Origin of the sequence: Pseudomonas sp. NPDC079367 (assembly GCF_044542195.1) — a bacterium.
Classification (GTDB): domain Bacteria; phylum Pseudomonadota; class Gammaproteobacteria; order Pseudomonadales; family Pseudomonadaceae; genus Aquipseudomonas.
Map to the genome: position 1 here is coordinate 26,961 of NZ_JBITTW010000045.1, position 21,754 is coordinate 48,714.

The 21,754-nt window shown below is 60.9% G+C and carries 18 protein-coding genes and 2 pseudogenes; 6 read left to right on the top strand and 14 right to left on the bottom strand.

Annotation, left to right across the window (positions count from 1 at the left end; translation table 11 throughout):
* Positions 1-310 precede the first annotated feature (310 nt).
* Complete coding sequence (locus ACIGDJ_RS24715) at positions 311-1,069, top strand: hypothetical protein (protein ID WP_178081140.1); 759 nt, start codon at positions 311-313, stop codon at positions 1,067-1,069.
* A gap of 487 nt (positions 1,070-1,556) precedes the next feature.
* Here the strand turns inward: ACIGDJ_RS24715 and ACIGDJ_RS24720 are convergent, their stop codons facing one another.
* The 4 genes and pseudogenes from ACIGDJ_RS24720 to ACIGDJ_RS24735 all read right to left on the bottom strand — a co-directional run bounded on the left by ACIGDJ_RS24720 (position 1,557) and on the right by ACIGDJ_RS24735 (position 5,984).
* The gene (locus tag ACIGDJ_RS24720) at positions 1,557-2,438 is read right to left on the bottom strand and encodes a methyl-accepting chemotaxis protein (RefSeq protein ID WP_397479760.1); all 882 of its coding nucleotides are present in this window, start codon (positions 2,436-2,438) and stop codon (positions 1,557-1,559) included.
* Positions 2,421-3,524, bottom strand: a pseudogene (locus ACIGDJ_RS24725) (HAMP domain-containing protein); the annotation flags it as partial. The pseudogene ACIGDJ_RS24725 and the gene ACIGDJ_RS24720, both read right to left, overlap by 18 nt.
* Before the next feature lie 108 nt (positions 3,525-3,632).
* Positions 3,633-5,033: a PLP-dependent aminotransferase family protein gene (locus ACIGDJ_RS24730; RefSeq protein WP_397479741.1), complete on the bottom strand. Its 1,401-nt coding sequence runs from the start codon at positions 5,031-5,033 to the stop codon at positions 3,633-3,635.
* Positions 5,034-5,222: 189 nt separating this feature from the next.
* Entirely contained in the window at positions 5,223-5,984 is a 762-nt protein-coding gene (locus ACIGDJ_RS24735; protein ID WP_397479742.1) for an SDR family oxidoreductase, read from the bottom strand.
* A 238-nt stretch (positions 5,985-6,222) separates the two neighbouring features.
* On the opposite strand from ACIGDJ_RS24735, the gene ACIGDJ_RS24740 reads away from it, so the two are divergent.
* A complete protein-coding gene (locus ACIGDJ_RS24740; protein WP_101156131.1) occupies positions 6,223-7,227 on the top strand; it encodes an NADP-dependent oxidoreductase in 1,005 nt (334 codons plus the stop codon).
* A 75-nt stretch (positions 7,228-7,302) separates the two neighbouring features.
* Here the strand turns inward: ACIGDJ_RS24740 and pyrF are convergent, their stop codons facing one another.
* From pyrF to ACIGDJ_RS24790, 10 genes are all read right to left on the bottom strand, one after another.
* Positions 7,303-8,001, bottom strand: coding sequence for an orotidine-5'-phosphate decarboxylase (gene pyrF, locus ACIGDJ_RS24745; RefSeq protein WP_178081139.1), 699 nt, complete (start codon positions 7,999-8,001; stop codon positions 7,303-7,305).
* Between the two features lie 120 nt (positions 8,002-8,121).
* Positions 8,122-9,162 carry an AI-2E family transporter gene (locus ACIGDJ_RS24750; protein ID WP_101156127.1) on the bottom strand — a complete coding sequence of 347 codons (1,041 nt, stop codon included), beginning with the start codon at positions 9,160-9,162 and terminating at the stop codon, positions 8,122-8,124.
* Between the two features lie 69 nt (positions 9,163-9,231).
* Positions 9,232-10,038 (bottom strand): DUF4892 domain-containing protein, encoded by an 807-nt coding sequence (locus ACIGDJ_RS24755; protein WP_397479743.1) that lies wholly within the window; start codon positions 10,036-10,038, stop codon positions 9,232-9,234.
* A gap of 115 nt (positions 10,039-10,153) precedes the next feature.
* The gene (locus ACIGDJ_RS24760) at positions 10,154-11,008 is read right to left on the bottom strand and encodes an alpha/beta fold hydrolase (RefSeq protein WP_397479744.1); all 855 of its coding nucleotides are present in this window, start codon (positions 11,006-11,008) and stop codon (positions 10,154-10,156) included.
* Positions 11,005-11,811, bottom strand: coding sequence for an alpha/beta fold hydrolase (locus ACIGDJ_RS24765; protein WP_101156121.1), 807 nt, complete (start codon positions 11,809-11,811; stop codon positions 11,005-11,007). The genes ACIGDJ_RS24760 and ACIGDJ_RS24765 overlap by 4 nt, the downstream gene beginning before the upstream one ends.
* 195 nt (positions 11,812-12,006) lie before the next feature.
* A complete protein-coding gene (locus tag ACIGDJ_RS24770) occupies positions 12,007-12,450 on the bottom strand; it encodes a hotdog fold thioesterase (RefSeq protein WP_101156119.1) in 444 nt (147 codons plus the stop codon).
* 31 nt (positions 12,451-12,481) lie between these two features.
* On the bottom strand, positions 12,482-14,137 hold the full coding sequence (locus ACIGDJ_RS24775; protein ID WP_397479745.1) for an AMP-binding protein: 1,656 nt from the start codon (positions 14,135-14,137) through the stop codon (positions 12,482-12,484).
* Between the two features lie 205 nt (positions 14,138-14,342).
* Positions 14,343-14,795 carry a phosphohistidine phosphatase SixA gene (gene sixA, locus ACIGDJ_RS24780; RefSeq protein WP_101156116.1) on the bottom strand — a complete coding sequence of 151 codons (453 nt, stop codon included), beginning with the start codon at positions 14,793-14,795 and terminating at the stop codon, positions 14,343-14,345.
* Positions 14,792-15,139: a DUF4389 domain-containing protein gene (locus tag ACIGDJ_RS24785; protein WP_016773653.1), complete on the bottom strand. Its 348-nt coding sequence runs from the start codon at positions 15,137-15,139 to the stop codon at positions 14,792-14,794. The genes sixA and ACIGDJ_RS24785 overlap by 4 nt, the downstream gene beginning before the upstream one ends.
* A gap of 30 nt (positions 15,140-15,169) precedes the next feature.
* Positions 15,170-16,195, bottom strand: a complete 1,026-nt coding sequence (locus tag ACIGDJ_RS24790) for an NAD(P)H-dependent glycerol-3-phosphate dehydrogenase (RefSeq protein WP_101156114.1) — start codon at positions 16,193-16,195, stop codon at positions 15,170-15,172.
* Between the two features lie 197 nt (positions 16,196-16,392).
* Here ACIGDJ_RS24790 and ACIGDJ_RS24795 point away from each other — a divergent pair, with 197 nt between their 5' ends.
* The 4 genes and pseudogenes from ACIGDJ_RS24795 to ACIGDJ_RS24810 form a co-directional block, all read left to right on the top strand.
* Complete coding sequence (locus ACIGDJ_RS24795) at positions 16,393-18,516, top strand: TonB-dependent receptor plug domain-containing protein (RefSeq protein ID WP_397479746.1); 2,124 nt, start codon at positions 16,393-16,395, stop codon at positions 18,514-18,516.
* 1 nt (position 18,517) lies between these two features.
* Positions 18,518-19,450: an ABC transporter substrate-binding protein gene (locus tag ACIGDJ_RS24800; RefSeq protein ID WP_101156110.1), complete on the top strand. Its 933-nt coding sequence runs from the start codon at positions 18,518-18,520 to the stop codon at positions 19,448-19,450.
* Complete coding sequence (locus ACIGDJ_RS24805; RefSeq protein ID WP_397479747.1) at positions 19,447-21,351, top strand: ATP-binding protein; 1,905 nt, start codon at positions 19,447-19,449, stop codon at positions 21,349-21,351. The genes ACIGDJ_RS24800 and ACIGDJ_RS24805 overlap by 4 nt, the downstream gene beginning before the upstream one ends.
* Before the next feature lie 247 nt (positions 21,352-21,598).
* Positions 21,599-21,754, top strand: a pseudogene (locus ACIGDJ_RS24810) (beta-hydroxydecanoyl-ACP dehydratase); the annotation flags it as partial.

The window sequence follows — 21,754 nt, forward strand, 5'->3', positions numbered from 1 at the left end:
GATTGAGAGGTCGTCAACCCCCTGATATAAATTTATTTAAATCAATGACTTCGACCTCGATTAAGCGTCGGGCAGGTCTTTTCCGTCGTCCGAAACCTGACGCCTATATTCCGCCACTCGCCAAGACGTTATAGTCACCGCACAGTGATGGCAATCTGCACATCAAGCGCCAGCATTCATCTATACAGCTGGCGGCCGATACAGATTGCAGCAGCCGATCAAACCCGTCGAGCGGCGCTAGGCGCCTAAATGCCCAGCCACTACACTCGCATGCGAACCCTATAAAGAGGTCTTACCGGTGACACCACTCATGATCACCCTGCTAGTCGTAGCCGGGATCGCAATTCTGATCGCCATTGGCTACATGAACCATGTGGTGGAAAACAACAAACTGGAGAAGGCCCGCACCAAAGTCGAACTCAACGACCGCCTGCGCCGCTGCGGCGAACTGACCGAAACCTTCCCCGGCCAGTTCATGACTCCGGCACTCAAGCTACTGCTGACACGCCTGGAACTCAACGTGTGCCAGCGTCTGCTCAATCTGGAAAAGACCAGCGCAACCACCAAGGCCCGCATCACCGAACTCAGCGCCTTGGTCGCCCAAGGCGAATCGATCCCGGTGAACAACCCGCCCGCGCCGATCCTGACCGAAGCCAAGGCCAAAGATGTGCGCTTCCTCCTCGAAGCCCTGCACGGCCAGATCACTCGCGCCGCGCACGACGGCTTCCTGCCACCGAACGAAGCCAAGCAGTGGATCCGCGAAGTGCGCCACATCCTTGTGCTGCTGCACATCGAGTTCTTCAACAACCTCGGCCAACAGTCCCTGCAACAAAACCAGCCCGGCCAGGCCCGCCTCGCCTTCGAACGTGGCGTGCAATATCTGCGCAAACAGCAGGACCCACAGATGTACGCGGAGCAATTGCAGTATCTGGAAAAACTGCTCGCCCGAGCCAATGCCCAGGTCATGGACAAGATTGCCCCGGTTGAAGGGGACGAAAACCAATTGACCGCCGGTTTGAAGGATGTCGAAGCGGATGCGGACTGGAAGAAGAAAGTTATTTACGACTGAGGCGCGAATGCCGGGAGAGAAGCCACCTTTATTGGTGGCTTTTTTGTGGGCGACTTGGAAGAGGATGTGAATTGAAGACCGCTTTTGCGAGCAGGCTCGCACAGAAAAGCAAAAGCAAAAGATCGCAGCCTTCGGCAGCTCCTACACACGATGAGCGTTAGCTCGAGGACCGCTTTTGATCCTGGCGCCCTCGGCAGGCTTAGTGGAGGGATTGAGCGACCGTACGACGCAGTCGTACACAGCGCAAGGAGATGCAGCGAAGCAAACCGGAGCCGCTGCGCCCGGATCAGTCCCGGAGCGAAGGAACCCCGAGCCCCAGCGAGCGGGCCGAACGTCAGGGCGCAGCCTGTTGGTTACTTTTTGCTGGGCCGGCATTCCGGCGTTTGAAAAAGTGACCCGCTGTAAGAGCGGACCGCCAGCAGCAGCCCCCGACGAAACGGATATTCATCCAAACCCCAAGAGCCTGGTCGGCCAAGGCCGCCAAGGCTCAAAGCCGAAAATGCCCAACCATCGAGCGCAACTCCCCGCCCAACTGCGCCAGCTCAACACTCGAAGCCGCATTCCCGCGCATCGCCAGCGAAGAATGATCCGCACTCGCGCGAATCTGCGTCACACTGCGATTGATCTCCTCCGCCACCGAACTCTGTTGCTCGGCCGCCGCCGCAATCTGCTGATTCATCTGCTGAATCAACGACACCGCCGCCGCAATGCTCCCCAGCGCACTCTCGGTCTGCAACGCATCGCTGACCGCCAGTTTTACCAGTTCGCCACTGCTGCGGATCTGCTGCACCGACGACTGCGCCGCCGCCCGCAAGGCGCTGACCAGACGCTCGATCTCCTCGGTCGATTGCTGGGTACGCCGCGCCAGCGCACGCACCTCATCGGCCACCACCGCAAATCCCCTCCCCTGCTCCCCGGCCCGCGCCGCTTCGATTGCCGCGTTCAGCGCCAACAGATTGGTCTGCTCGGCCACGCTCTTGATCACTTCCAGCACCGTGCCGATATTCTGAATCTCGGCGCTGAGGCTCTCGATGCTGGAACTGGCCGAGGTCGCCGAATCCGCCAACTGCTCGATCCGCGCCATGCTCTGGCGTACCACCTGCTGACCGCTCTCGACCTTGTCATCCGCCGTCTGCGCCGCCAGCGCCGCCTCTTCGGCATTGCGCGCAACATCATGCACGGTGGCGGTCATCTGGTTCATCGCGGTGGCGACCTGCTCGGTTTCTTCCTTCTGACTGTTGACCTCCAGGTTGGTCTGCTCGGTCACCGCCGACAAAGATTGCGCGGAACCGGCCAAGCGCTCGATCCCGGCCTGCAAGCCACTGACAATCGTGCCAAGGCCGACAGCCATTTGCTGCATCGCCAGCATCAACTGACCCATTTCATCGCGGCGCGTCACCTCGACCTTCGCCGTCAGATCACCCGCGGCAATCTGCTGCGCCACACGAATCACGCTGCGCAACGGCGCCACGATCAGGCGCGTGATCACCCATGCGGCGAGTAATCCGACCAACAGCGCCAGCGCCGAAGAGCCAATGATCAACAGCGAATTCTTTTTCAGCTCGGCCTGCATCGAAGCGTCTTCGGCGACGTAAGCCTGATTCACTCGATCCACTACCTGCGCGGCACGCTCATGCAGTTGGTCGTAGACGGTTTTTTCCTGAGCCAGCAGGCCGGTGTATTCGGCGAGTTTTTCGTTGAACCCGGCGATGTGCCCCGACACTTCATTGAGCACGGTCAGATAGCCCTCGTCCTTGACCGTGGTTTTAAGCGCTTCGGCCTGCTCCTGTGCCTGTGCGGCCTGCTCGATGTTGCCCTGACCGGCATTGTCGGCATCTCCCTTGCGGCTCTGATCCAGGCGCACCCGCGCTTCGTTCATCGCCTGCAGCATAAGCCGCGCGACCTGACTGACCTGATTCGCCTGCTCGATGAACTGGACGCCGTCCTTGCCCTCGGTGTCTTTCAACGTATAGGCGCCATCATCCGCGAGCCCGGCCTGCAACACGTCGAGGTTATTGGCCACGCTGGACACCGACCAACTCGCCATTTCCAGGGCGAGATCCTTGGCCTGGCTCAGCGAGACGAACTGATCGAACGCCTTGCGATATGCGCCCAGCGCTTGCTCGACATCGCTCATCACCGGCCCATTGGCCGGCGCTTGCGCCTTGAGCTGCCCGGCGAGCACGACCAGTTCATCAACGCCTTTACGCAAGGCATCGGCTGTTTTCGGGTTGCCGCGCAGGGCGTATTCTTGCTCGAGCAGGCGCACCTTCAGCAGGCCGCTGTTGAGCGCGGACATCTGCTTCAAACCCTCGAAACGCAGACTGATGGCTTGCAGGGACCAGACGCCGATCGCCGCAACCAATGCAGTCAGCAACAAGACCAGCACAAATCCGATACCCAGTTTTTTCGCCATACCGAGGTTGGCAAAACGTCCCTGCACGGCCGAAATCATTGCGCCTAGCCCCCTGCCAAAGTCTGTGGATGGAGATTCGCAACGGGCTCGAACCAGCACAAGTCTCAGGCATCGGAATAATGGCAAAAAGCTACGCCCGCGTCGTTTTCAGAATGCTGAAGGTCGATCCACGCACGTATTGCGAAAAAACTGCCGGGCACGTGGGTCACAGGCACAGGCCACATTGATGCGCTGCCAGTCACCGGACTCACCGCTGGGACTGAATGCATCCGCTGCCGACAACTCCAGCCCGCAACGCTGCGCCTGCCTGCGTACCGATGCCTGATCGCCCAACCGGGCGCGCGCCCAGATGAACAGCCCGCCAACCGGCTTGCCGAACACTTCCCACTCGGCATCTTCCAGAGCCTGCAAGGCCGCCGCGCGATCAGCATTCAAGCGTTGGCGCTGACGCTGCACCAGTTTGCGGTACGCGCCAGTCGCCATCAGCCTGGCCAGCACCGCCTCGGCCAATCTGGAACAGCCGAGGCCGGTGACCATCTTGACCTCGGCCAGACGTGTCAGCAGTTGGCTGTCAGCCAGGACGAAACCGACCCGCAACGAACTGCTCAGTGTCTTGGAAAAACTGCCTACGTAGATGACCCGGCCCTCATGGTCCAGCGCCGCCAGCCGCGTGCCGCTGCCGGTGTGCAAATCAGCGTAGACATCATCTTCGATCACGCGCAGCTCGTAAGTCTTGCTCAACTGCACGATGCGCTGGGCCACGGCGGGCGTGAGACAACTGCCAGTGGGATTGTGGTGATGGCTGCCGATGAACAAGGCGCTTGGACGAAACTGACGCAGCAGCGATTCGAGCATGTCGATGTCCGGCCCGCTCGGTGTGCGCCGCACTTCGAGCATGCGTACGCCGTGCAGGCGCAACAGGTCAAACAACGGTGCATATCCGGGCGTTTCCACCACCACGCAATCGCCCGCCCTGAACAAGGTGCGCACGATCAGATCCAGCGCATGACTGGCACCACTGGTGCTCATGAGGCGGGTACTGCAGGCATCGATACTCATCAGCTTGAGGCGCTTGGCAATTTGCTCGCGCAACGCTGGCAGGCCCAGCGGCGAGCTGTAGTTGAACAGACTGGCCATGTCGGTGCGCGCCACCTCGCGTAACGCGTAAGTCAGGTCGTCGGGCTCACGCCAGCTCGGCGGCAAGCCACCCTGCCCCAAAATCAAGCGCCCCCTTGAGTCGCTCACCTCATCACGCCATGCATGGCGCCCCTCGAATACTGGCGATTCCGAGTCTGCTTCGAGCAACGTCGGCGAGGCCGCGACGATGAATCCGGCCCCCTGACGTGAAGTCAACACACCTTGCGAAACCAGGCGTTCGCAGGCTTCGACGACGCACGACTGGCTGAGCAGATTACCCCGTGCGATTTGCCGAACGGAGGGCAATCGCGTGGCCGGAGGGATACCGCTTTGTACGATCCAGTCAGTCATTCCGTCGACAATCTGCTGCACGACCGGCACCATTGCCTGTCGGTCAATTCTCAGTTCCATGAGCTCGCAAACTCCTGTCCGTTTTGCTGGCAGCAGTAAATCACAGCCGCGCCCCCGAGGCTGTGCGACAACGCCGCCAAATGCACCAGTTCTAACTATTTGATACACATTGTTGAACGGTCTTCACGGGGACAAACAGCGAGGCACAAAAAAACCGCACGCAGGCGGTTCTTTGTATAACAGCAACGGTCAGAACGCGGTCACGCCGCCATCCACCGCCAGCGAATGTCCCGTGGTAAATGCTGCACCGTCGCTGCACAGATACAACACGGCACTGGCGATTTCTTCGACCTTGCCGATGCGCCCGACCGGGTGCATGGCGTTGGCGAATTCGCCCTTCTTCGGATCGGCTTCATAGGCACGGCGAAACATGTCCGTATCGATCACCGCCGGGCACACCGCGTTGACGCGGATTTTCTTCTTCGCGTATTCGATCGCCGCCGATTTGGTCAGGCCGATCACCGCGTGTTTCGACGCCGCGTAGATACTCATTTTCGGTGCCGCGCCCAACCCGGCTACCGATGCCGTATTGACGATCGCTCCACCGCCCTGTGCCAGCAGCAACGGCAGCTGATACTTCATGCACAGCCAGACGCCTTTGACGTTGACGCCCATGATCGCGTCGAATTCGTCCAGCGAACCGTCGGCGAGTTTGCCCTTCTCGATTTCAATCCCGGCGTTGTTGAAGGCATAGTCAAGACGACCGTAGGTATTGATCACCTCGTCCATCAGATTTTTTACATCGCTTTCCAGCGTTACGTCACAGCGTACGAAGGACGCTTCGCCTCCAGCTGTACGAATCAGCGCCACTGTGCCTTCGCCACCTGCAGCATCCAGGTCAGCCACTAGCACTTTCAGGCCTTCAGCGGCAAACGCGAGGGCAGTTGCACGGCCGATGCCGTGTGCGGCTCCCGTGATTACAGCCACCTGACCGGAAAACGTCATGCTCATGGGTGTGTCCTCGAAGGCAAACAAGCTGGGGGGATATTGGCGTTGCAGCATAGCCAGCTGCGGTGGCAGCGTGTCAGCACTATCCAATCGCTGTTTACTTGTCCATGCATGGCGGTGATGTAACCCCACCAACGACCATCACTGCACTGGATCGAGCTGCATTCGCCGCATCAGCCAACCTTGCGGCATCGGCCCTGAAGGGCTATCAACAAGGCTTCATTCCGTTCGAGTGCCTGTCATGACCAACCAGACCAATCGCCAGTTCCTGCTCGCCAAACGCCCGGTAGGCGCCGCAACCCGCGAGACCTTCACTTACCAGGAAGTACCGGTCGGCGAACCACAGTCGGGACAGATTCTGGTGAAGAACGAATACTTGTCCCTCGATCCGGCCATGCGTGGCTGGATGAACGAAGGCAAGTCCTACATCCCGCCGGTCGGGATCGGTGAAGTCATGCGCGCACTGGGCGTGGGGAAAGTCATCGCCTCGAACAATCCCGGGTTTGCCGTGGGCGATTACGTCAACGGTGCCCTCGGTGTGCAGGATTATTTCCTCGGCGAGCCGCGCGGTTTCTACAAGGTCGACCCGAAACTCGCACCATTGCCGCGTTACCTGTCTGCACTGGGCATGACCGGCATGACCGCCTATTTCGCCCTGCTCGATGTCGGCGCACCGAAAGCCGGTGACACCGTGGTGCTGTCCGGCGCGGCAGGTGCGGTGGGCAGCGTCGCCGGGCAGATCGCCAAGATCAAAGGCTGCCGCGTCGTCGGCATTGCCGGTGGCGCCGACAAGTGCAAATTCCTGATCGATGAGTTGGGCTTTGACGGCGCCATCGATTACAAGGCTGAAGACGTTGTCGCCGGCCTCAAGCGCGAATGCCCGAAAGGCGTGGACGTGTACTTCGACAACGTCGGCGGCGACATTCTCGACGCGGTGCTGAGCCGCTTGAACATGAAGGCGCGAGTGGTCATCTGCGGCGCGATCAGCCAGTACAACAACAAAGAGGCAGTCAAAGGTCCGGCCAACTACCTGTCACTGCTGGTCAACCGTGCACGCATGGAAGGTTTCGTGGTAATGGACTACGCCGCGCAATTCGCCAGCGCCGCGCAGGAGATGGCTGGCTGGATGGCCAATGGGCAGCTTACAAGCAAGGAAGATGTAGTCGAAGGGCTGGAGACGTTTCCGGAAACCCTGATGAAACTGTTCAACGGCGAGAACTTTGGCAAGTTGGTGTTGAAGGTTTAAGGCAGGATCGCAGCGTTCCGCAGCGCCTACAGCTGTTCGCATAACGCTGTAGAAGCTGCGGAACGCTGCGATCTTTCAGGCGATTTCGGCTACAACCGCGGCCAACGCCTGCGCCGGATCTGCCGCCTGGCTGATCGGGCGGCCGATCACCAGATAATCGGAACCGGCATCCAGCGCCTGGCGCGGGGTCAGAATGCGGCGTTGATCGTCCTGCGCGCTGCCCGCCGGGCGAATCCCCGGGGTGACCAGTTGCAGCGACGGGTGCGCGGCTTTCAGCGCCGATGCTTCCAGCGCCGAACACACCAGACCGTCCATCCCGGCCTTCTCGGCCAGTGCCGCCAGACGCAGCACTTGTTCCTGCGGCTCGATATCCAGACCGATACCCGCCAGGTCCGCGCGCTCCATGCTGGTCAGCACGGTCACGCCGATCAGCAACGGTTGCGGACCACTGCGCTTGTCCAGCTCTTCACGGCAGGCGGCCATCATGCGCAGGCCACCGGAGCAGTGCACGTTGACCATCCACACGCCCATTTCGGCAGCGGCTTTCACGGCCATTGCGGTGGTGTTGGGAATGTCGTGGAATTTCAGATCCAGAAAAACTTCAAAACCCTTGTCACGCAGGGTGCCGACGATTTCCGCGGCGCAACTGGTGAACAGTTCCTTGCCCACTTTGACCCGGCACAGCTTCGGGTCCAACTGGTCGGCCAGCTTCAATGCGGCGTCACGGGTAGGGAAATCCAGGGCGACGATGATAGGAGTCTGGCAGGCGGACATGAATGGGCTCTCAGGCTGGTCGAAAACGGCGCGCATTGTAGCAGAGTTGGTTGACCGCCAGGACGCCATCGCCGCCATAACCGCAGCAACGGATCTGCTTGCACAACTCAAACAATGCCGCTAGGCCCGAGCCTGACTCTTGCTCCAATCCGTCAGCAAACTATAAGCCACCGCCAACAACGTCGGCCCAATGAACAACCCGATAAAGCCAAACGCAATCAACCCGCCAAACACCCCAAGCAACACAATCACCAACGGCAGATTCCCGCCACGGCTGATCAGATAAGGCTTGAGCACGTTGTCGACGCCGCTGATGATGAACGTCCCCCAGATCCCGAGAAACACCGCCATCCCGTACTCGCCCTTCCACGCCAGCCAGGCCGTGGCCGGCACCCACACCAGCGGTGGCCCCATCGGAATCAGACTGAGCAGGAACGTGACGATTCCCAACACCAGCGCCCCCGGCACCCCGGCAATCAAGAAGCCGATCAACGCCAGCAACGCCTGCGCTGCCGCCGTACCGATCACGCCGTTGACCACACGTTGAACAGTTCCGGCCACGAGCTCGATGTAATAGCCGGCACGATCGCCGATCAGGCGCTCCAGCAGACTGTGCACGAACGCGGCCAGTCGCGGCCCGTCACGGTAGAAAAAGAACACGAAGACCAGGCTCAGCGTCAGTTCTAGAATCCCGCCGCCGATCTGCGCACTGCGCGCTAGCAACCAGTTACCGACCTGCCCCAGATAAGGCTTGATCGAGACCATCAACGCCGCGCCCTGCTGATCGATGCTGTCCCACATCGCCACCAGACGCTCACCAACCAAAGGCACGCTGCCAAGCCAGGTGGGCGCTTCCGGCAAACCGTCGACTTGTACGTCCTTGATGAAGGCCGTGGCATCGCGCACATGATCGGCGAGGTTGAGACCCAACCACACCAATGGCGCCGCCACCAGCAACATCCAGCCCAGTGTCAGGATCAAAGCGGCCAGCGATTCGCGGCCATTGAGCCAGCGGGTCAGAAGACGCATGAGCGGCCAGCTGGCGAACGCCAGCACCGCGCCCCAGAACAGCGCCGACCAGAACGGCGCCATTACCCACAGGCTGGCACCAAACAACACCAGCAGCAGAATCTGCACCAGCAGGCGATCGTTATTGAGCATGGAAAGTCCCGGCAAAGTCAGTCAGCGAAAGAGTAGGCGAGCACTGTGTTCGTGCCCGCCCGGCACAGCTTATCGCAACAGATCAATGCGCAGGCCCGGGCCTTCGAGACTGCCCGTTTCCATCCGCGCTGCCCGCACGCCCTGACTGATCAGCGCCTGGCGCCAGGCTTCGGCCCTGGGCCCGGAAACCGTGACCCGCAAGGTAGTGTCGAGATTAAGGCCACGGGAAATCAGACGCAGCCAGGTGGCATCCGGCTCATCCGCCAGTTTCGGGAAATCCAGCTCGCCGGTGCTTTTCAACTGGCGCAGCAGGGTCGCCGAGGTCGGGAGTAACTCGCCCAATGGCGCAGTCGCCTCGAATTGCTCGACATGCAGATAGGCTTTGCGATTACCGCGAGTGATGCTGTAAAGCGCCACCAGAGTGTTGTCCTTTGGCGTGGCCAGCCTGAGCAACAGATAGGCCTGCTGATCATCGGAACCGTACAACTTGGCGTTGCCGAACACCTCGTTGGCCCACAGGCTGCTTTCGCCGCAGTCACGGGCCTGACACCAGAACAGCAATTCGGCGTCCTGCTTTTGCAAGGCTTCGCGGGCGGCGGTGAAGGCTTCGGTGGCGGAATGTTCCGGCGGCAACTCATAGGTCACCGAGGTGGTCTGGCCGCGGGCGGTGACCTGCCCGTCGAAACGCAATTGGCCGCTGATCTTGCGGATCGCGCCCAGCGGATAGATGCGTTCCAGCTCGGCGACCGGGCGATAGTCGACGATTTGCGCATCGGCCAGACGCGGCACGATTTGCAGGTCATGGCTGCCCGGTACATCGGCAGCAAACGATAAGGAGCTGAAGCAGCACAGCGCGAAGAGACTGAGTGACCGCATAGTCAGCCTCACCGGACGGTCATGGCTGGGCGGGTCGGGGTCGCAGCGGTATAGAAATCCATCGAGTTTGTCTCCCATTTCAACCCGCCCAGCCTCGACAGTTGCCCGCAGCAAGTCAAGGCATGGCGAAGAAGCGATTGAAACAGTCTGCTACAAGACCTGCGCCAGCCTCGTCATTCAGGTGCAGATGATGCCCGCCCGGCAACTGTTCCTGGCTGAAGGGCAAACGCTCCAACAGCGCAGGATGTTTGGCCAACATGCCATCCGCCGCGACCACCAGATGGGCCGGGCAACTGACGCGCGAGGCAAACGCCATCGCCTGCTCTTCAGTCAGGCGCAGCGGCGATGGCAAGGTCAGGCGATTGTCGGTACGCCAGGTATAACCGCCGGGCACCGGCATCAAACCGCGCTGGCCCAACAGTTCAGCGGCCTCGCGACTGACTGCCACCAGCCCCTTCATCCGTGCTTCGATGGCACGGTCGAGGGTGCTGTAAACCGGTTTGCGCTTTTCCCGCAGATCCAGCTGCGCCTGCAGAGCCATGCCCATGCGCTCGGCAGCGTTTTCGCCTTTGTCTGTCGGAGGAATTACTCCATCGATGAGCGCCAGATGACTGATGCGCTCGGGCAGCGAACCGGCCAGCACCATGGAGACGATCGCGCCCATCGAATGTCCGAGCAGGCCGAAACGTTTCCAGCCAAGTTGTTCGGCGACTTGCAGCACGTCATGAGCGTAGTCCCAGAGGGCATAACCGGCGCCGTTCGGCCGATGCCCGGAATGACCGTGGCCGGCCATGTCCAGGGCAACAATGCGCAAGCCGTTGAGCTTGGGTGCAAGCCGGGCAAAGCTGTTGGCGTTGTCGAGCCAGCCGTGCAACGCGATCACCGGCAAGCCGTCCTCGGGGCCAAAAAGATGCGCGGCCAACTCGATGTGCGGCAGGTTCAGCCGCACTTCTTCGCAGGTCGGGCTCATGCGCAATCCTTGTTCTGGCGCTGTTCCCAGCGCATGAACAGGCTCTTGAGCAGCCGCGCCGTATCCTGCGGGCGCTCCAGCGGGAACATGTGTCCGCCGGGCATGCTCAACGCCTCGCCTTGCGGCAGCCGCGAGACGAAACGTGTGTGATGACGCATGACCACGCGGCTTTTGTGCCCGCGCACCATGGCCAGCGGGACCTGCAACTGGCGGGTGCGCCCCGGACTGGTGTGCGGCACGCCGCGATAGATGCTGATTTCAGTGGCTGGGTCGAAACGCAGGCGCAGCTTGTCGTCGACCTGATGCAAACCATGTTGCAGGTAGGCATCGAAGCATTCCGGATCGAAGCCGCGAAACAGGGTCTTGCCGGAAAAGTAATTGCGCGCGCTGTCGAGATCGGCAAATTCCTCACGGCGCCCGAGGGTGCGCCCGGCCGGGGTCAGCCGGTCGATGAAACCAAAGCGCTTGGCCGCGCGAATCACCCACTGATCGGTGCGGGTCAGCACTGGCGAGTCGAGCATGACCACGCCGCGATACAACTCGGGACAACGCAACGCCGCGTGCAAATGCAGCAGGCCGCCAAAAGAATGGCCGACGCCCCACACCGGCTGCTCCTGCTGCTCAAGGTGATGGATCAGTTCATCGACGAGGTTGTACCAATTGTCGTCCGCCGGAAAACGCGGGTCATGAGCGTGCTGCTCCAGATGCGCGACCCGATACTCCGGCGCCAGCGCCGCGAACAACTTGCCATAGGTTCCCGAGGGGAAGCCGTTGGCGTGGGCGAAAAAGATCGGTTGCGACATTCGGGTAAATCCACTGGGCGGGAACGTGGCGTTGATTGTCCGCAAGACCCGGCGCCGCAGCAATGACCATAACTGCCAGAAATGGTGGTGGAGACGCTTCACAAGCAAAAGATCGCAACCTTAGACAGCTGCGGCAGGTACACGCATTTTGATGTGGAGCTGCCGAAGGCTGCGATATTTTTGATCTGCAACCGGTCAGCGCACAGGCGGCTGCTCCCCCAGCGGCACTACCGCCATGGTCAGGCGCGACACGCAACTGGCCTTGCCTTCATCGCTGGTCAGGCGGATGTCCCAGACATGCGTGGTGCGGCCTATATGAATCGGGCTGGCCACCGCCGTCACCCGCCCGCTACGCAAGCCGCGCAGGTGGTTGGCGTTGATTTCCAGGCCGACGCAATAGAATTTGCTCGCATCGATGCACAGGTAACTGGCCATTGAACCAACGGTCTCCGCCAGCACCACCGACGCGCCGCCATGCAATAGACCGTAAGGCTGGTGGGTGCGATGGTCGATGACCATGCTCGCCGTCAGCGACTGTTCGTCGAAGGCTTCGAAGCGAATATCCAGCACTTCGCCAATGGTGTTCTTCTGAATTGCGTTCAACTGTTCGATGTCGGGAGTAGTACGCCACAAGCTCATCGCAGACTTCCTTTGTTGTTGTAATCGACGCTCAATCCTGCCACAGCACCGCCTCACTGCGCGCGCTCCATTCTTCGAAGCGAGCGCCGTAGCGGTCTTCGATGACGTTGCGCTTGATTTTCAGGGTCGGCGTGAGGAAGCCGTTGTCCACCGCCCAGTTGTCCTTGACCACCACCAGCCGGCGCAAGCGTTCGTGTTTGTCGAGGGCTGCGTTGACCTCTTCCAGAAGTTTTTCCAGGCTCGCGTGCAGGCTCGCCCGTGGCTCCTGCTGATTGACCATCGACAGCACACACAACCCCAGCGGTGCACTCAGGCCATCGCCGACCACGCACACTTGTTCGATGCGCGAATGCACGGCCAGGCGGTTTTCAATCGGCGCCGGCGCGACATATTTGCCTTTGCTGGTCTTGAAGATTTCCTTCAGCCGCCCGGTCAGGCGCAGGCGCCCTTCGCTGTCCTGCTCGCCCTTGTCGCCCGTGCGCAGAAAGCCGTCTGCGGTCAACGTCTCGGCGGTCTTCTGCGGTTCCTTGAAATAGCCGAGCATGTTGGCCTGGCTGCGCACCTGCACTTCGCCGGTCTCAGCGATGCGCACCTCGACTTCCGGGCACGGCTGGCCAATCCAGCCTTGCTTGTATCGCCCCGGCAGGCAGATATGCGAATAGCCGCAGCCCTCGGTCATGCCGTACACCTCCAGCACATCGAGGCCGAGTTTCTGATACCAGGCAAGCAGGGTCTGCGGCACTGGCGCGGCACCGGACAACGCCACGCGCAAGGCATCCAGTCCAAGCCCGGCCAGCACTTTGTGCCCGACCCGCTTGCCGATGAAAGGCAGCCCGAGGAGGAAATCCAGGCGCTGTGCCGGGATCTTGCTGTACACGCCCATCTGGAATTTGGTCCAGATACGCGGCACGCCGAACATCGCGGTCGGCCGCGCGCGCTGCAGGTCGGTGATGAAGGTGTCGAGGCTTTCGGCGAAGAACACTGTCTGCCCGGTATAAATCGACGCCAGCTCGACAAACATGCGCTCGGCGACATGGCACAGCGGCAGATACGACAGCAGCCGATCGTTCTCGTTGAGTCCGAACAACTGCGTTCCACGGCTGGTGGCGAAGCCGAGATTGGCGAAACTGTGCATCACGCCTTTGGGCAGGCCAGTGGTGCCGGAGGTGTAGATGATCGTCGCCAGTTGCGCGGCGGCCGGACGCGGATCGTCCTGGATCGGCGAACAGCGCTGCAGGTCCGCCCAACTGAAATCAAATTCGCCCGGCGGGTGCAGCGGCAGGCTGATGGTCGGCAGACCTGCCGGCACACCTTGCGACATGCCCGCCCAGTCATCGAGTTTGCCGATGAACGCCAGCGCACTTTCGGAATGAGTCAGCACTTGCGCCACGGATTCGGCGGTGAGGTTGGGATACAGCGGCACGGACACATGCCCGGCCATCCAGATCGCCAGATCGGCGATGATCCAGTGCGCGCAGTTTTTCGAGATCAGGGCGATGTGGCTGCCGGCCGGCAACTCCCTCGCCCGTAGCCAATGGGCGGCGCAGCGTGCCTGATGGCCGACATCCGCCCAGCTCAGCGCCTCGACCTGCCCGCCGCCGATCGGCTGCACCAGAAAGCGCTGGCGCGGGTGCCGGGCTTCCCGTTCGTAGAACACGTCCAGCGGCAAACGGAAGGCGGCAGACATGCGACTCGCTCCTGTTTTTTTGGTCTGGAGCAAGCGTAGTCAACCAAGCAAGTGCTTGGTTGGAAATTTCAAACAAATAATTTCGTGAGGTTTGCGCAGATCCAATGTGGGAGCGGGCTTGCTCGCGAATGCGGTGGATCAGACACATCAACTGTGAATGACACACCGCATTCGCGAGCAAGCCCGCTCCCACAGCGATATGGCGTTAAGGGTGTTTCAGGCTATTGAGCTTCATCGAGCCAATCAGCAGTTCACTGTGCTCAAGCTCCGCCAGCCCCGCTGTGCTTACCCGTTCCGGCGGGTGTCCGGCGCCATGCTGCAGATAGCTGAGCAGGTTACCCACCAATGGGTTGTGGCTGACCAGCAGCACATTGCTCACCGCGACCAATTGCTCGGCGACCTTGTCCGGATCACTCTCCGGCGTCAACCACTCGACCGTGCGGATCTCAGGCTCGAAACCCAACGCCTCGCGCACGATCTGCGCGGTTTGCTGCGCGCGCACATAAGGACTGGCGTAAATCGCTGTCAGCGGCTGGCCCATCAGATGCGCGGCGCTGCTGAGAACTTCTTTACGGCCATGCTCGGTCAGCTCGCGCTCGGAATCGATTTTAGAGCCGTGAGGCACCGCCTCACCATGACGCAATACCCAGAGTTTCATAGCTTGGGCTCCTCATCGCGCACCGGATGCGCGGCCGGGGCGACGGTGTGTGGCGCCTCACCTTCCGGGGTGCGCGGCGCCGGCCAATCAGCAAACGGCCAGGGCTTCTGGTCACTGTGGAACGTGCCGAAGCGGCCGATCTGCGCAAGAAACTGGCTCAGGCTGTCGCCAAAATTCATCAGGCTGGCGCTCGGTGCGCCGTAGATCAGACGGTAAATCAGTTGCACCAACACCACCGCGCCGAGGATGAACTGCGCGACTTGCCAGACCAGCAGATAAACGATCATCCACAACACCCGCAGGAGGATGGATTCGTACTGGGTTTCGCTTTTCGGATCGTTCATGGCTTGCTTCCTGTCCGTGTAACAGCTGAATCAGTTGAAACCGCTGGTGGAAATAAAGTCGACGTCGGTTTTCGGCTCGGCCCGCATCAGTAGACCGATCACCTGCTCCAGCGTGCGGCCTTCGAACAGGATCGCGTGCAGCCCGGCGACCAGCGGCATGTACACGCCGACTTCCTGGGACTTGGCCTTGAGTACTTTCAGCGTGTTGACCCCTTCAGCGACCTCGCCCAGACGCGACACCGCTTCGTCGAGGCTCAAGCCCTGGCCGAGGGCAAAACCGACCTGATAGTTGCGGCTCTTGGGCGATGAGCACGTGACGATGAGATCGCCAACGCCGGCCAGGCCCAGGAAGGTCATCGGATTGGCACCTTGATTCACCGCAAAGCGGGTCATCTCGGCCAAGGCGCGAGTGATCAGCATGCTCTTGGTGTTTTCGCCCATCTCCAGCGCTACGGCCATGCCGGCGATGATCGCGTATACGTTTTTCAACGCCCCGCCCAGCTCGACACCGAAACGGTCGGCGCTGGCGTAAACGCGAAAAGTGCGACCGTGCAGTGCGGCTTGCACCGCTTTGCACAGTGCTTCGTCTTCGCTGGCGACGACCGTGGCGGTCAGTGCATGCTCGGCAATTTCCCGAGCCAGATTCGGCCCGGATAACACGCCGATCCGTGCCTGCGGGGCGATCTCTTCAAGGATCTGGCTCATCAGCTTGAAGGTCTGCGCTTCAATGCCTTTGGTCAGGCTGACCAGCATCTTGCCGCTCAACCGCTCGGCGTGGGCGGCGAGCACCGTGCGCAAGGCGCTGGATGGCAGCGCGACAAAGCACAGATCGCAGGCCTCGAGGGCCGCTTGCAGGTCGGTGACCGCGGTCACGCCTGGCAGAATCTTGATGCCTTTGAGGTAACGCGGGTTTTCGCGATTGACCCGGATGGCCTCGGCCTGCTCGGGGTCACGCATCCACTGAAGAACTTGATGGCCGTTCTCGGCCAGCAGATTGGCCACGGCGGTACCAAAACTTCCGCCTCCCAGGACCGCAATCGGGCGCTGTTCAGTCATATGCAATCCGTTAATCCATACCAGTGGCGATGGCGGGCATTATACGGCCCCCCCCGGTGGCGGCCAGCCCCAGCAACAATTACCGTCAGTTGTAAGAAGAAGACCAATAAAATCAATGAAAATGCCTGCAACGTCACTGGAAAAGTGTCGGCCCTCGGTTAACATGCGCGCCAACTCCTCTCTCTACAGGCTGCGTCGTGCTTTCTGGCTCTTCTCCCCCGCGCTCGCCCCTGCTACTGGCGCTGCTGTTCAGCCCGCTGGTGGTGGCGGACGACCTGTTCGTCGACAGCCAGACGTTGCCGCAAGTGCTTACGGCCACGCGCCTGAAACAGACGCCGGCGGAAGTGCCCGGGAGCATGACCGTCCTCGACAGTGAATTGATCAGCGCCAGCGGTGCTCGCGACTTCAACGAACTGTTGCGGCTGGTGCCGGGGATGATGGTCGGCAACATCAACGGCAATCAGCCAGCCGTGAATTACCACGGCACCAACGCCAGCGAAGCACGACGCATGCAAGTGTTGATCGATGGCCGCTCGGTGTACCGCGCAGGTCTGGCCACAGTGGACTGGAGCGATATTCCAGTGGCCATGGAAGATATCGACCGGGTCGAGGTATTCCGTGGCCCGAACACCGTCAGTTACGGTGCCAACGCGCTGATGGCGGTGATCAACATCATCACTCGTCACCCGGCCGACAGCCACGGCACGCGCTTGAAAATCACCCGAGGCCAGCGTGGCATCAACGACTTTTATGCCAGCCAGGGCACCGGTTGGGATGGCGGTGATTTGCGCCTGTCGCTATCCGGCCAGGAAGACGACGGTTTCGACAGCGACCGCAACGGCGCCGATTATCGCGACAGTCGGCGCTTGAATCGTCTGAGTCTGGCAGTCAGCCACAACCTCGACGAAGGGCAGAGTCTCGACTGGCAGCTTAACGCCAAGGACGGCAGCAATCAGCGGCCTTACACCTACCGCCCAGTATTCTCGGGGATTACCGACGCAGGGAACAATTCCGACGTGGTAGCCAAGGATTACGCCGGTTCGGTGCGCTGGAATCTCGATATCAACCCCGAACACAGCCTTTATGTACAAGGCTCGGCACAGCACTGGGATCGCCAGCAAGTCTGGCGCGCCTGCGATGCCGAGGTGTCGTTCAGCCCTGAGCTGACGCAGCTGTGGCAGCTCGACCCGAATTACACCGAGCGGCTGGCGCGCAACATCAACCAGTTCACCGGGCCCGGCGCGGCGCCCGGCACGCCACAGCAAATGGCGCTGGCCAATCAGGTGCTCGAGCAATGGCGTAACGGCGCCAGCCAGACCTTGTGCGGTGATATCGACCAGAGCGCCCGCGAGTCGCGCTACGACCTCGAATTGCAGGACACCCTCAGCCTGTCCGACAACCTGCGTCTGGTCAGCGGCCTGAACTACCGTTACGACCGCGCCGATTCGCAGACCTACTTCAACGGCACCCTCGACGACACCACTTGGCGCGCGTTCGGCCAACTTGAATGGCGCGCTACCGAGCACTGGCTGGTGCAGGGCGGTGCGATGTTCGAAGACACGCAATTGATCGGCAGTTCGCTGACCCCGCGCTTCGCAGTCAACTACCTGATCAACCCGCGTCACGGCCTGCGTGCGGTGTACTCGGAGGCGATCCGCTCGCCGGACATGTTCGAGAACAACGTCAACTGGAGCTATCAAGTCAGCAACCTGCGGCCCTCGGCCTACGGCCAGTCGTCGGCGCGTTATTTCGTCAAGACCCGTGGCCCCGGCGATCTCGATCAGGAGCACATGCGTTCGCGCGAGTTGGGCTACAACGGCTACTTCGCCGAACTCGGTCTGGCGGTGGACGTAAAGCTGTTCTACGACGAAATCACCGGAATGATCAGCGAGCCGCTGCGCAACAACCAATACATCGCCAGCAACGCCAACCGCTCGCGCTTTCGCGGCACTGAAACGCAACTTGACTGGCGCCTCAGCAGCGCCGACCGTTTGCGCTTCACTTATGCCTTCGTCGATGCCGAGGCGAGCAATCCGCTGGATCAGCAATTCACCTCACGCAACAGCGGCTCGGCCGGATGGCTGCGCAACTGGGGGCATGGCTGGAACAGCGCCCTCTTCTATTACGGCGACAACGCGCTCAATGGCTATCGCTTCGAACGCGTCGACACGCGCATCGCCAAACGCATCCCCATCGGCAAAGCTCAGTTGCAATTGGCAGGCGTGCTGCAACAGCGCCTCGACCATCAGCCGAACACCTTCGTCGACAACAATTACGACGAACGCCGAGTGATGTATTTCAGTGCCGAGCTGGAGTTCTAGGATGCGCAACGGCCCGTCACGGAAGACGCCAACCCTTGGCCACTGGCTGGCCGGGCTCTGCCTGTTTTTGACCGCGTGGCTGCACGGCGTCGCGGTGCAGGCGGCCGATATTCTGTTGACCGGCGCCGAGGAAAGCCCCGGCGTGCAGGCTTTTGTTCAAGCATTGAGTGAATTGCGCCCGACCGACAACGTGCGCTTCCAGCCGCTGGCCAGCCTGCCCGCACCTGGCAAACTGCCGACCAGCCTGCGCCTGATCCTGCTCGATCTGCCGAGTCTCGACTGGCGCTTGCAGGACTCGCAAGGCCCCTCGACGCTGGTGCTGCGCATCAGCCGCTTGCAGGCGCGCCAGCGTTTCGCCGATGCCCAGCCGGCGCGCTTGAGTCTGCTCTGGAGCGATCCGCCGCTGGGCCGGCAATTGCAATTGATCCGGCGAATCTTGCCGCAGGCCCGGCGCGTCGGCGTCCTGTTCGATGAGCACGGCGAATTCCTCCTCAACGAATTACGCGTGGCTGCGCGGCCCTTGAATCTGGAGATTGTCAGCCAGCGCTGGGACAACACTCACGACAGCCGTCCGTTACACGCTGTGCTGAAAAACAGCGACGTATTGCTCGGCCTCGACGATCCCGATCTGTACAACTCGCAAACGGCGAAAAACCTCTTGCTCAGCAGCTACGCGCGGCAGGTTGCGCTGATCGGCCCGACCATTGCGTTCGTTCGCGCGGGCAGCCTCGCCAGCACCTACAGCGACCAGAGTGACTGGCTGGCGATCCTCGACCATTTGCTCGACCAGCCGACCAGCGCATGGCCGCGAACGCTTTATCCCGCGCGTTTCAAGGTTTCAAGTAATGCGCAGGTGGCTCGTTCACTGGGCATCGAACCGCTGAATGAAGCATCTGTCGCCACTGCCTTGGCCGAAGGAGAGCGCCGCCCATGAATTTCCGTCGCCGTTGGGACATCAACACCCGCACACAACTGATCAGCCTCGGGCCGGCGCTGTTGCTGACACTGCTGTTGATCAGTTTCTTTACCTTCGTGCGTATCCAGGATTTGCGTCAGGAGCTGAACCACACCGGTCAGTTGATCGCCAACCAACTCGCCCCCGCCACGGAATACGGGGTGATTTCCGGCAACAACGAAGTGCTGGAAAGCCTGCTCAAGGCGACACTGGCCACCCCCAATGTGCGCTTTCTCGAAGTGCAGGACAGCGCCAACCGGATTCTGGTGTACGTCGAACAACCGGCCGATAGCCACAGCCGCCCGCATCAGGTCGAAGTGTTCCAGGCGCCGGTGCGTTTGCAGCGTATCGCCTTGCACAATGATTTTTTCCAGGACGGCAAAGTCAGCAACGGCGCCGCGGGCGAGGATTATCTGGGACGGGTGATCGTCGGGTTGTCCAATGACGCTTTCAGTCAGCGCCAGCAGGAAATCCTGTTCAAGGCCGCAATCCTCGCGCTGTTTGCTCTGCTCTTCACGTTCGTCGTGGCGCGGCGCCTGGCCGGCAGTCTGTCTCAACCGATCCGCGACATCGGCGACGCGGTCAAGGCCATTCAGGAAGGCGACTACAAGACGCCGCTGCCGATTGTCGATGACACCGAACTGGGCGCGCTGTCGCAGCACATCAACAACCTCGCCCACGCGCTCGAACAGGCCAGTCGCGAACAGCAACAGGCGATGGCGCAACTGATCCAGACCCGCGAAGAGGCAGAAAAAGCCAACAACGCCAAATCGGATTTCCTGGCGATGATGAGTCATGAACTGCGCACGCCCATGAACGGCGTCCTGGGCATGCTGCAGTTACTCGAAACCACCGAGATGACCGATGAGCAGATCGAATATGCAGCACTCGCTTCAGAGTCGACCGAGCACTTGCTCAAGGTCATCAATGACATTCTCGACTTTTCGCGGATCGAGCGTTCGGAGCTGGAGCTTGAGCACATTCCGTTCAACCTCGCCGAGCTGATCGGCGCCTGCGCGCAGTCGTTCCAGCACAGCGCGGCGCAGCGTGGCCTGGCGCTGAGTCTGCGCATCCCCGACGACATGCGCGGTTTGCAGGTCCAAGGTGATCCGACGCGGATCCGGCAGATTCTGGTCAATCTGGTTGGCAATGCCTTGAAGTTCACTGAGCAGGGCCGGGTCAGCATCGAGGCGCAATGGCAGTCGCTGGATCATGAACTGCTGTGGTTCACCTGCTCGGTGCGGGACAGCGGTATCGGCATTTCCTCGCAAAGTCTGGAGCTGATGTTCAATGCCTTCCAGCAGGCCGACAGCTCGATCTCCCGCCGCTATGGTGGCACCGGTCTGGGTCTGCCGATCGCGCGGACGCTGGCCGAACGCATGGGCGGCACGTTGCGCGCGCAGAGCGAAGAAGGTCGCGGCTCGGTATTTACGCTGGAAATTCCACTGGCGCTATATAAGCAGGCAATGCCACCGCTGGTCGCGCCGCGTGCGCTGAACGGCAGTGGCCAGGGCGAAGGACGGCATGTGTTGCTGGTCGAAGACAATCCGGTCAACCAGACCGTGATTGAAGCGATGCTGCGCAGCCTCGGTTTTGCCGTGAGTGTGGCGACCGATGGTGCGCAAGCGGTGCGCAGTGCCCAGGGCGGTGAATTCGAAGTAATTCTGATGGATTGCCGGCTGCCGATCATCGACGGCTACGAGGCCACGCGGCAGATTCGCGAGCTGCCCGGACGCCGCGATGTGCCGATCATTGCGCTCACCGCCAATGCCTTGCAGGGCGATCGCGAAACCTGTCTGGCAGCGGGTATGAACGATTACCTGGCCAAGCCGTTCAAACGCAATGACCTGCAGCAGATTTTGCAGCGCTGGGTGTCGTAGTGTGGGCCTTTCGACCATCTGCGACTGGCGTGAAAAGCGAAAGTGCGGCAGTCTTAGGCACCCGAACGAGCCCCAAAAGGGGCTTGATTAAAAATTTCAGTGCACAAGTGTACATTCATGTCCTTGGTGCTGTGACTTTCACCACAACGCAATAGTCTATGAGTAGGCTGCCGGTTCGAGGCATGAACGCTTTGAACGGTCGGGAAGATCTGCCCCACCTGCCGCATGGGATTATTGAGGAGCTCGCATGACCAAACAAAACGCCTTTACTCGGGAAGACCTGCTGCGCTGCAGTCGCGGTGAGCTGTTCGGCCCAGGTAACGCGCAACTGCCCGCCCCGAACATGCTGATGGTGGATCGCATCACCCATATCAGCGAAGTAGTCTGCAAGTACTGCAAAGGT

Coding starts and splice junctions, on each gene's coding strand:
- ACIGDJ_RS24790 (WP_101156114.1), bottom strand. CDS start 16,195: ATGACTGAACAGCGCCCGATTGCGGTCCTGGGAGGCGGAAGTTTTGGT.
- ACIGDJ_RS24750 (WP_101156127.1), bottom strand. CDS start 9,162: ATGCTCAATAACGATCGCCTGCTGGTGCAGATTCTGCTGCTGGTGTTG.
- ACIGDJ_RS24765 (WP_101156121.1), bottom strand. CDS start 11,811: ATGTCGCAACCGATCTTTTTCGCCCACGCCAACGGCTTCCCCTCGGGA.
- ACIGDJ_RS24760 (WP_397479744.1), bottom strand. CDS start 11,008: ATGAGCCCGACCTGCGAAGAAGTGCGGCTGAACCTGCCGCACATCGAG.
- ACIGDJ_RS24785 (WP_016773653.1), bottom strand. CDS start 15,139: ATGAACGATCCGAAAAGCGAAACCCAGTACGAATCCATCCTCCTGCGG.
- ACIGDJ_RS24775 (WP_397479745.1), bottom strand. CDS start 14,137: ATGTCTGCCGCCTTCCGTTTGCCGCTGGACGTGTTCTACGAACGGGAA.
- ACIGDJ_RS24735 (WP_397479742.1), bottom strand. CDS start 5,984: ATGAGCATGACGTTTTCCGGTCAGGTGGCTGTAATCACGGGAGCCGCA.
- ACIGDJ_RS24720 (WP_397479760.1), bottom strand. CDS start 2,438: ATGCTGGCGATGCAGCAAATGGCTGTCGGCCTTGGCACGATTGTCAGT.
- ACIGDJ_RS24755 (WP_397479743.1), bottom strand. CDS start 10,038: ATGCGGTCACTCAGTCTCTTCGCGCTGTGCTGCTTCAGCTCCTTATCG.
- ACIGDJ_RS24730 (WP_397479741.1), bottom strand. CDS start 5,033: ATGGAACTGAGAATTGACCGACAGGCAATGGTGCCGGTCGTGCAGCAG.
- ACIGDJ_RS24805 (WP_397479747.1), top strand. CDS start 19,447: ATGAATTTCCGTCGCCGTTGGGACATCAACACCCGCACACAACTGATC.
- ACIGDJ_RS24800 (WP_101156110.1), top strand. CDS start 18,518: ATGCGCAACGGCCCGTCACGGAAGACGCCAACCCTTGGCCACTGGCTG.
- ACIGDJ_RS24740 (WP_101156131.1), top strand. CDS start 6,223: ATGACCAACCAGACCAATCGCCAGTTCCTGCTCGCCAAACGCCCGGTA.
- pyrF (WP_178081139.1), bottom strand. CDS start 8,001: ATGTCCGCCTGCCAGACTCCTATCATCGTCGCCCTGGATTTCCCTACC.
- ACIGDJ_RS24770 (WP_101156119.1), bottom strand. CDS start 12,450: ATGAGCTTGTGGCGTACTACTCCCGACATCGAACAGTTGAACGCAATT.
- sixA (WP_101156116.1), bottom strand. CDS start 14,795: ATGAAACTCTGGGTATTGCGTCATGGTGAGGCGGTGCCTCACGGCTCT.
- ACIGDJ_RS24715 (WP_178081140.1), top strand. CDS start 311: ATGATCACCCTGCTAGTCGTAGCCGGGATCGCAATTCTGATCGCCATT.